This is a genomic window from Sphingomonas sp. LH128, from assembly GCF_000293195.2.
Classification (GTDB): domain Bacteria; phylum Pseudomonadota; class Alphaproteobacteria; order Sphingomonadales; family Sphingomonadaceae; genus Novosphingobium; species Novosphingobium resinovorum_A.
Window position 1 is genome coordinate 1 of sequence record NZ_ALVC01000295.1, and the last position, 9,269, is coordinate 9,269.

A 9,269-nucleotide genomic window follows, 5' to 3' on the forward strand; every position below is an offset into this window, starting at 1 on the left:
TTGCGGCTCTCCTCGCTCTCGGCATCGCGGGGAGCATGCTGGGCGAAGGCGGGTGAGGCGATTGCGAATGTCGCCGCGAGCGCCGCGGCGCTGGATCCCCGAATGATGGAAATGCGCATGGTTCGTACCCCAAAATGAGTTGACTCGATCTGCCGCGACGGATTTTCCCGTCCGCTGCAAAGGTTCCTTCCTGCGCCCGCGCCGAGCCGCACGGTCCAGCATTCCATCTGACTGCGGCCTGGAGCCGAAAACATCCAGTTTGTCCTGAGGCAGGGGACCAGGTGATGCTGGCCGCATTCGGAAAACTCCCGCCGTCGATGCGTGATCTGCCCACCTCGGGAAACATCGCCCGGCGGGCTGAAATGCCGGTGTGCGGCAGCGCCGCTCAGCCGAAGCGCTGTTTTCCGCCGACGACGGTGCGCAGCACGCCGGTTTGCGCAATCGTCTCCGGATCGATGGCGAACAGGTCGCGGTCGAGTACGACGAAATCGGCGAGACGGCCCGGGGCGATGATGCCCATCCGCTTATCCATGAATCCGGCATAGGCTGCCTCGCGGGTATAGCCTGCCAGGGCCTGAGCCAGCGAGATCCTCTGCTCCGGGTGCCATCCGCCGGGGTTCTTCCCGTCGAGCGTTTCGCGCAGCACCGCCGCCTGGATGCCGATGATGGGATCGAGCGGGGCCACCGGCCAATCCGAGCCCAGGCAGACATGCGCGCCCGAGGCGACGAGCGAATGAAAGGCGTAAGTTCGGGTAAGGCGTTCCTCGCCGATGCGCCGGATCGCCCACCGGCCGTCGTCGATCGCGTGGTAAGGCTGGACCGAAGCGATCACGTTCTGCTTGGCGAAACGGGGGATCGCCGCCTTGCTGAGCGATTGCGCGTGCTCGATCCGGAAACGACGGTCGCGCATGCCGTTGGCGTCAGCGACTTCGGCCATGACGTCGAGCACTTCGTCATTCGCCTCGTCGCCAATGGCATGTGCGGAAACCTGAAGCCCTGCCTTGTCGGCTTCGCCGATCCATTCGCGCAAGTCGGACCGCCTGGTGACAGCGATGCCATGCGTGGAGGGATCGTCCAGATAGGGTTCGTAGAACAGCGCGGTGCGTGAACCGAGCGATCCGTCGTAGACTGCCTTGCATGCCCCCCAGCGAACCCAGTCGTCGCCGCGCCCCTCGGCCTTGACCAGCGCGACCGCGCGCTCCCAGTCGGCGATTGGCGTATAGGAATAAAAGCGGATGTCGGTCTCGCCGCGCGGGCGCATGCGGCGGAGCGCGTCGTGGGTCTCCCAATCGACATCGGTGTTATGTACCTGGGTGACACCCTTGCTGAGGCCGAGCGTGATGCCTCTGCGGATCGCGGCCTCGACCTGTGCTTCGCTGGGCCTGGGAATTGCGCGCGTGGCAAGGTCCCGTGCCGCGTCCTTGAGCACGCCCGTCGGCTCGCCCCGTGCATCCCGCAGGATTACGCCGCCCGGCACGTCGGGCGTGTTGCGATCGATGCCTGCCAGCTTCAGCGCCAGCGAGTTGAGCAGCAGCATGTGCAGATCGTAGCGGATCACGGCTACCGGAATGTCGGGGGTGACGGCATCGATCCATTGCCGTGTCGGCATTTCTCCTCCCCAGCGGTCGGCGTCCCAGTTCCCGCCTTCGAGCCATTGGCCTTTGGGCAAGGCAGCCGCAGCCGCGCCGATCCGTCGGACGAATTCTGCCGGTGTGTCTGCATCGCGCAGCGACGGGCGCGACAGCATCAGCGAGGCGCGGGCGAAATGCGTGTGGCAATCGACCATACCCGGCACGACGAACGCGCCTTGCAGGTCGATCATCCGGGTCCGCCTGCCGCTACGCGCTCGCACCGCCGCGTCGCCGATTGCAACGATATCGGTGCCGATCACGCCGAGCGCATCGCTGTGTTCCGAGGGGCTGCGGCCGGTCCAGACACGGGCGTTGACATAGGCCGCGTCCAGTTCCGCCTCGGCCGCGAGGGTGGGAAGCGCGCCAATGGCCAACGCGCAGCCGGAGCCCCCGATGAAGCGTCGCCTGTCGATCATCTCTTCGTTTCCCCCGCGATCGTTACTTTTGGGCTGGCTGAGGGTTTTCGGCCCGCCACTTGTCGAGTTTGTCGAGCCACTGCGCCGCGCTGAGCGGGCCGTAGGCCTTGCTGTCGGTATGGGAAGCGATGGTCTCGCGGATACCGAGGAAATAGGCCGGGCCGCTCTCCATATGCAGTTCCTTGCGCTTGGCGGCCATTGCGGCTTCCTGTGCGGTCGTGGGCTTGAAGCCGGTCACCGGCTTGAACAGCAGCACATCCCAGTCGGCGCCATCCTCGTGGACGAAGATCTGGATCGGGGGAAGGCCGGCCGTGGCAGCGACCTGGTCGGCGCGGTCGATGCGGCGTATGAATTCTTCCTGCTTGCCGGGCGCGAGCTTGAAGATTTCGAACCACGCTTCCGGCCAGGGCGCCGCTGCGTTCGCGGTGCCGGACGCCGATGCAGCGGGTGCCGCCCCTTGCGCGAATGCAGCAGAGGCAAGGACCGTCGCGGCGCCTGCCAACAGGAACTTCAAGGTCTTCATCAAGGGTATCCCCGTTTTGTGCGAAAGAATTCCGGTTATTAGTTCCCCGCCTTTGGCTGCGCGAGAACATCCAGTTTCGCCAATATGACTGGTCCACTTACCTCGCGGCTGCGGCGGCGAGCGTAGAAAGGGCCTGGCGTGCTTCGTGTTCGGTCAAGCTGGCAAAGCCGATGCGCAGCCCGCGCGGAGCGTCTTCGTTCGTCATGAAGGATTCTGACAGGGCGAAGCGCAGGCCGAATTCCGCGCCGCGCCGCTCCACGCGGTCGAGGTCGGCGCGATCGCGGAACCGGAGCCAGAAAGCGAGGCCGCCATCGGGAACCGCGTAATCGACCAATCCGCCGAGCGTCGCGTCCAGCATCGCGGCGAATCTCATGCGGCGCGCTGCATATATCTGGCGCACCTTGCGGCTGTGACGGCGCAGTTCGCCGTTCTCAATGAGCTGTGTCGCGGCATCTTCCGTGAGGATATTACCCATGCCGTCCACCAGCGAAACACGGTGAGCGATCGCGTCGATGACTTCTTCGGGCGCGGCGATGTATCCGATGCGCAGGGCCGGGAGCAGGAGCTTGGACAGCGAGCCGACGTAGATCACGCGGTTCGGAGCATAGCCGGCCATCGGCAGGAGCGGCTGCGATTCGAAGTGGAATTCGTGGTCATAGTCATCCTCGACGACGGCAAAACCGAACTGGCGGGCCAGTTCGAGCAGGCGCAGGCGTCGTTCCGGGCGCAAGGCGACGGTGGTGGGGAACTGATGGTGCGGCGTCACGAAGGCGGCGCGCACACGTTCCTGGCGGCAGGCCCGCTCGACCGCCTCGACATCTATTCCGCCTTCGTCCAGCCCGATGCTGATGATGCGAGCGCCGCATGCCCTGAAGGCGGCGACGGCCGGTTCATAGGTCAGGGCTTCCACGAGAACTGCATCGCCCGGCGTGATGAGGACCTGCGCCGCAAGGAAGATCCCGTTCTGACTGCCACGCGTAATGCAGATGTTGCGGGCAGTGACCGGCAGGCCGCGCTGGCTCTTCAGCATCGCTGCAATGCTTTCGCGCAGACCTTCCGAGCCGCGGGGATCGCTATATTGAAGATGATTGGCCCGCGATGCCCGCTGGGCCGCGACCCGATAGGCCCGCACCAGGAGTTCCGGCGGGAACAGTCGGCCATCCGGAGAGCCCTCGTCGATCTTCAATCCTTTGCCGCCCGGCAGCGCCAGAGCGCGTATCGGCGGCCTTGCGAACCGATACTCGGCGCCGCCGTCCATATGCTCGGCGACGTCCGGGCGCGCGGCTTTCCCGGTTGGTTCGGGCAGCGAAGTCGACACCTTGGTGCCGCGGGTGCCCGCCGAGGCGAGCCAGCCTTGCGCGATCAGGTCCTCATAGGCGAGCACCACGGTCTTGCGATTGACGTTCAGCACGTCCGCAAGTTCTCGGCTGCTGGGAAGAAATGTGCCGGATGCCAGCCTGCCGCTCTCGATGTCGCGGATGAGTGCCTGGATGATCTGCATGTAGACGGGCGTACCGCGCGAAGAGTGCACGATCCGCTCGCTCAAGCTCATTTTCCATGGAGGCAGCATTGGACCCGGCTCCTGGTGCAGGAAGAGATAAAATCGAGGCCAGCGTATGGGTGTTGCAGTTCCAGGACAATCGCCGATACCCTTGGCCCAGCGAAATTTTAGCTCTTGGTGCTTGCAGCTGTCCGGCCCGCAGGGAAAACAGATACCGTAAGGCCAGGAGGACGTGATGTGGCAGGCGAAAGCGGGGCTGGGGTGAGCGAACTCTTCGAGCGCTTCGACGGAGGCGATGTTCGCGATTTGATTGCAGAATTCCCTCTCGCCTGGGTGTGCGCGGCAGCCGGCGGCGCGGACCATGCGAGCCTGCTTCCCTTGCTTGGCGAGTATGATCCCGAGGGCAGGCTGACTCACCTCGTTGGACACATGGCTCGGCGCAATCCGCTTTACGCGGCTCTTTCGTCAGCTCCGCGTGCGCTGGTCCTGTTCAATGGGCCGGACGGATATGTTTCGCCGGCCCAGGCCGGTCTCGACAACTGGGCGCCGACTTGGAATTTTGCCCAGCTGCGGATTGAGGCAGAGGTGACCTTCGAGCCTGACAGAACCGAAGAGGCGCTCGATCTGCTCGCCGCGAGGATGGATGATGGTACGGGTTGGGGAAGGACGATGCTCGGTCCCCGTTACACCGGGATGCTCGAAGCGATCGTTGGCTTCAGGGCGCAGGTGACCCGCGTTGCAGGCAAATTCAAGCTGGGCCAGGACGAAAGGCCCGAGACGCTTCGCTCGATCGTCGCTCGTCATCCCGATCCGGTTCTCGTCCGCTGGATGCGCCGGTTCAACGAGGAGCGGATATGATCCGTCGATTGCGCATCATGGCTGTTGCTGCCGCCAGCGCCAGTCTTTGTGCGGCGCCGATCGCGGCCAGAGACCATGCTCATCATGAACAGGCCGGGCCTTTCAACAAAGTCGGCGAGATCGATCCCTGGCTGCGCGATCCATTTCCCAGCACCTACAAGCCCGGACCACGCTCGGATGTGCTGTTCCGCCACGCCACCGTGCTCGACGGTGCAGGCGGCCGTCTTGACGATGGCGATGTTCTGGTACGGGACGGCAAGATCGCCGCCGTCGGGCAGCGCCTGGCCAACCCGGGCGGCGTGCGGGAGATCGACGCGCAGGGCCGCTGGGTCACGCCGGGCGTTATCGACGTACACAGCCATGACGGCACTTATGTACTGCCCCTCACCACCATCGATCGCCAGGCGGGCGACGTTGCCGAGGCCAGCGACGTCAACGTCGCGGACACCTGGATCGAGACTGCGATCAACCCGCAGGACGTAGCCTTTTCACGCGCGCTGCAAGCCGGCGTGACGACGATCCAGGTGCTGCCGGGCTCGAGCCCGATTTTCAGCGGCCGCGCGATCACCGTCAAGCCGGTCCACGTCACCACGGTCGCTGCGATGAAGTTTCCCGGGGCACCACAGGGTTTCAAGATGGCCTGCGGCGAGAACCCCAAGTCCGAGGGGGCGGAAAGCCATCGCGGGCCGACGAGCCGGCAAGGCGTGGTCGCCTATGTCAGAAAAACCTTCATGGATGCCCAGAAGGTCCTTCATGACTGGAGGGATTTCGACGGCAAGCCCGCCAAGCGACGCGGGCCGCCACCAGGGCGGGGCCAGGATCTGAAGCGCGAAGCGTTGGCCGGCGTGCTGGCCGGCGACCTGAGGCTCAACATGCATTGCTACCGCGCCGACGACATGGCCACGATGCTTTCGGTCATGCGCGAGTTCAACATTCATCTCGTTGCGTTTCATCACGCAGGCGAGGCTTACAAGATCCCGGAACTGCTGCGCGAGAACGACGTGTGCGCGGCGGTGTTCGGTGATTGGTGGGGGTTCAAGATGGAGACGCTGGATTCGCTGCGGGCAAGCGCGTCGATGCTCGACAAGGCGGGGGTATGCGTGACGATGCACTCCGATTCCCCGGCTTCGGGCCAGCGGCTGGCGATGGAGGCGGCCAAGGCGGCCGGGGCGGGCAGGCAGATGGGCATCGCGGTGCCGCCTGAACGGATGATACGCTGGATCACAAGCAATCCTGCGCGCGTGCTGGGTCTCTCCGATCGGATCGGCACGCTTGCACCGGGCTTCAATGCCGATGTCGTGCTTTGGTCCGGCAACCCATTCAGCATCTATACCAAGGCCGATCTCGTGCTCATGGATGGAGCGGTCGTCTCCGATCGCAGCGCGCCATCCGAGGAGCCAGACTCCGATTTCGAACTCGGCCGCGCGGCGGTGCGTCCATGAAGCGGGGCCTTCTTTCGCTGGCCGCCGTACCGTTCGCCGTTTTGGGGGCCGTGCCGGTGGCCGCGCAGGAGATCGCCATCGTCCATGCGGAGGCCTGGACGATGACCGGCGACACCCCGCTGAATGACGCGACGGTGCTCATCGATGGTGACAGGATCGTCTCGGTGACGGTCGCAGGCGGTGTACCAGCGGGGGCGCAGGTGATCGATGCAGGCGGCAAGCCGGTAACGCCCGGTCTGATCAATGGTGCGACCCAGCTTGGCTTGGTCGAGGTCTCCGCCGCAAGTGACACGCGCGATTATTCTGCGGCAAAGGATGCCGGGACAGGTCCGTCGTTCGACGTGTCTTATGCGCTCAACGGCAATTCAACGCTGGTCGGGTTGGCGCGCGCGGATGGTGTCACCAGCGCGCTCAGCTTCCCGGGGCCGTCGGGTATTGCGCCTTTCTCCGGCATGGCCGCGATTGCGCGGCTGCGTCCGGGGGCCGACATTCTCGGCAAGGCACGCGCAGCAATGTTCGCGGTGATCGGTGGCGGCGCGTGGGATAGGCAGGCCGGTTCACGGGCAGCGCAATGGGGGTTGTTGCGCGCCGCCCTTGACGAAGCGAAGCTCGCCACTTTGCCCTCTGGCGACGAATTCGCGCTCAAGCGTCAGGATCGGCTGGCGCTTCGTCCGGTGCTTCAGGGTGCCATGCGGCTGGCGATAGTCACGCACCGCGAAAGCGATGTGCGTCAGGCGGTCAGGCTTGCCGGAGACTATCGAATCAAAGTGGTGATCGTGGGGGGCGCGGAGGCGTGGCGCGCAGCGGACCTGCTCGCCAAGGCACATATTCCGGTGGTGCTGGATCCTGAAGCGAACCTGCCCAGCACTTTCGACCAGATCGGCGCGCGGCAGGAGAATGCCGCGATCCTGACCCGCGCAGGAGTAAAGGTGGCGTTCGGACTGGTCGGCGGAGCGGTAGAACTGAGCTATAATGCAGGGCTGGCGCTGCGCGAAGGCGCGGGGCTTGCAGTCGCCGCCGGACTTAGCCGGATCGACGCGCTGCGGGCGATCACTGTCAATCCGGCGGCGATCTGGGGCGGCCGTGCCACTACGCTTGCGCCGGGCAGCGCGGCCGACATCGTCGTCTGGGACGGGGATCCGCTGGAGCCTTCCACCGGTGCCGCCGTTGTCATCATCGAAGGCAAGCGCGCCAGCCTCACCACGCGGCAGAGCGAATTGGAGCGCCGCTATGCGCCCGCCGTGCCGTGATTCACTGCTTTCTTGTTCGCCATTGCCGGTGCGTTGGCAGGTCTTGAACGGCAATGGCACGAGCCGCCAGAACGGCAGGCGGTTCCGACGGCTCGACTTTTTGACAGCAAGGTTTCAGAATTTGAAGCTCACCGAAACGCCATAGGTTCGTGGAGCGCCGTAGAGATTGAGGAGCCAGCCGAAGCCCACGAGGTCATTGGTATATCCGGGCCATGCCGCCGATCGACTTGTTGTTGATGGGGTGCACGTGATGGCCGTTGGACGTGTAGGGATCGGCGTCGCCGGGGTTGCCGCCGTCGTTGCCGCGCACGCAGCCCGGGCTGGCGCCGTTCACGTTGCCGTTCAGATAGGCGCTGCAGAAGGTCAGCGCAGGAATGCCGCCGAAACCCCCACCTGAATTGAAGGCGGCGAAGGATTCGGGGGTATAGACGCCATCGCTTCGATCGCCGTTTTCTGCCTTCCCCCAAAGAAAACGAGGATGTGCTGCTGCAGGCGGGGGGCCGCCTCGCCGTGCTGGCGGCCTCGGAAGTCTGGGGAGGGCAGGGGTAATGACGGTATCGTTCGGCTTGCGGCCCGGCACCTAATCGAAGCGTTTCCATGCTCGCCAGCTTGAGGTCGCCGCCCAAAGGCCCGTGCGGATCGCGTAATCGTAATGCGCCGGCGATGCGGCGCGCTGCATTCCACCTGCACTGCCGGAAGCAACGGCAGTATCGTATCCTCGCGCCTGACACTGGGACGCATCCGGCATGTGAAACGGGTTGTCGGTTTGACAAATTAGAGCAATGGCGGTTGCATGACGGAAATGGGCACCTCCGGCCGCTATTCGACCTCGACCAAGGGGGAGGCGACACGAAACCGTATCCTTGATGCGTCCGAGGTGCTGTTCGCGCAAAGCGGCTATATCGGCACTTCGCTGCGCGACATCGCCAGGGCAGCGGACGTGAGGATGGGGCTGGTCCATTACCACTTCGGCAACAAGCACCTGATCCTCGATGCCGTGCTGGAGCGCAAGCTCGACCTGTTGCGCGGCACCATCGCCGCCAGCTTCGCGCGTGCCGAGGCGGGCGGGAAGTTCGGGCTGGAGGAGATCGTGACCGCTTTCATCCTGCCGTTCCTGCAGGCGGCCTCGCGCCTCGACGACCCCTTGCGCAATTACATGGTCATGACCTCGCACCTGATGAGTTCGTACCGCTTGCCTGAACTGCGCCCGATCCTCGCCAAGCTGAGCGTGGTGTCGCAGATCCTGATCGACCGGCTGCGCGAATACCGGCCCGCCATCGCCGAACGCGAACTTCTGGCGGGCGTCTATCTGATCGAGGCGGCGCTGATCTTCATGGTGCAGGACCCCGGCTTCCTCGACGACATTAGCGCGGGCCACCATTCGGTTGCGCGGCTGGAGGACATGGCGGCCCCGGCGCTGCGTTTCTTCGCCAGCGGACTGGAGAGTCTGAAGGGCACCTGACGACCGTGTCGGGCCCTGTCTGTTTTGTCAGGCAGGTCGATCGACCAGTTTTGTTATCCTGCTCCGTGACGAGACGGACCCGGCAAGAGGTCCCGAAAGGAGCAGAGATGGGAAGGCAAGACATCGACGCGCTGATGATTGATGGGCGCAACGCCGACAATCTTCGCGGCGACCCGATCACCGGCG

8 protein-coding genes are annotated in these 9,269 nt (G+C 64.7%); 4 read left to right on the forward strand and 4 right to left on the reverse strand.

The annotated features are described in order from the left end of the window. Window positions 1-385: 385 nt before the first annotated feature. From LH128_RS21740 to pdxR, 3 genes are all read right to left on the reverse strand, one after another. Window positions 386-2,047, reverse strand: a complete 1,662-nt coding sequence (locus tag LH128_RS21740; protein ID WP_008831843.1) for an amidohydrolase — start codon at window positions 2,045-2,047, stop codon at window positions 386-388. 22 nt (window positions 2,048-2,069) lie between these two features. Next, the gene (locus LH128_RS21745) at window positions 2,070-2,570 is read right to left on the reverse strand and encodes a hypothetical protein (protein ID WP_008831844.1); all 501 of its coding nucleotides are present in this window, start codon (window positions 2,568-2,570) and stop codon (window positions 2,070-2,072) included. 97 nt (window positions 2,571-2,667) lie between these two features. After that, window positions 2,668-4,140, reverse strand: a complete 1,473-nt coding sequence (pdxR, locus tag LH128_RS21750) for a MocR-like pyridoxine biosynthesis transcription factor PdxR (RefSeq protein ID WP_008831845.1) — start codon at window positions 4,138-4,140, stop codon at window positions 2,668-2,670. A 168-nt stretch (window positions 4,141-4,308) separates the two neighbouring features. Here pdxR and LH128_RS21755 point away from each other — a divergent pair, with 168 nt between their 5' ends. From LH128_RS21755 to LH128_RS21765, 3 genes are read left to right on the forward strand one after another with little or no spacing between them, the layout of a single operon-like run. Further along, window positions 4,309-4,929, forward strand: coding sequence for an FMN-binding negative transcriptional regulator (locus LH128_RS21755; RefSeq protein ID WP_008831846.1), 621 nt, complete (start codon window positions 4,309-4,311; stop codon window positions 4,927-4,929). Then, complete coding sequence (locus LH128_RS21760) at window positions 4,926-6,371, forward strand: amidohydrolase family protein (protein ID WP_008831847.1); 1,446 nt, start codon at window positions 4,926-4,928, stop codon at window positions 6,369-6,371. The genes LH128_RS21755 and LH128_RS21760 overlap by 4 nt, the downstream gene beginning before the upstream one ends. Beyond that, the gene (locus tag LH128_RS21765; RefSeq protein ID WP_008831848.1) at window positions 6,368-7,621 is read left to right on the forward strand and encodes an amidohydrolase family protein; all 1,254 of its coding nucleotides are present in this window, start codon (window positions 6,368-6,370) and stop codon (window positions 7,619-7,621) included. Before LH128_RS21760 ends, LH128_RS21765 begins: the two co-directional genes overlap by 4 nt. A 193-nt stretch (window positions 7,622-7,814) precedes the next feature. Here the strand turns inward: LH128_RS21765 and LH128_RS21770 are convergent, their stop codons facing one another. Continuing rightward, window positions 7,815-8,201: a hypothetical protein gene (locus tag LH128_RS21770; RefSeq protein WP_008831849.1), complete on the reverse strand. Its 387-nt coding sequence runs from the start codon at window positions 8,199-8,201 to the stop codon at window positions 7,815-7,817. A gap of 222 nt (window positions 8,202-8,423) precedes the next feature. Between LH128_RS21770 and LH128_RS21775 the strand changes: the two genes are divergently transcribed. After that, on the forward strand, window positions 8,424-9,083 hold the full coding sequence (locus tag LH128_RS21775) for a TetR family transcriptional regulator (RefSeq protein ID WP_327195238.1): 660 nt from the start codon (window positions 8,424-8,426) through the stop codon (window positions 9,081-9,083). The last annotated feature ends 186 nt before the right edge of the window (window positions 9,084-9,269 follow it).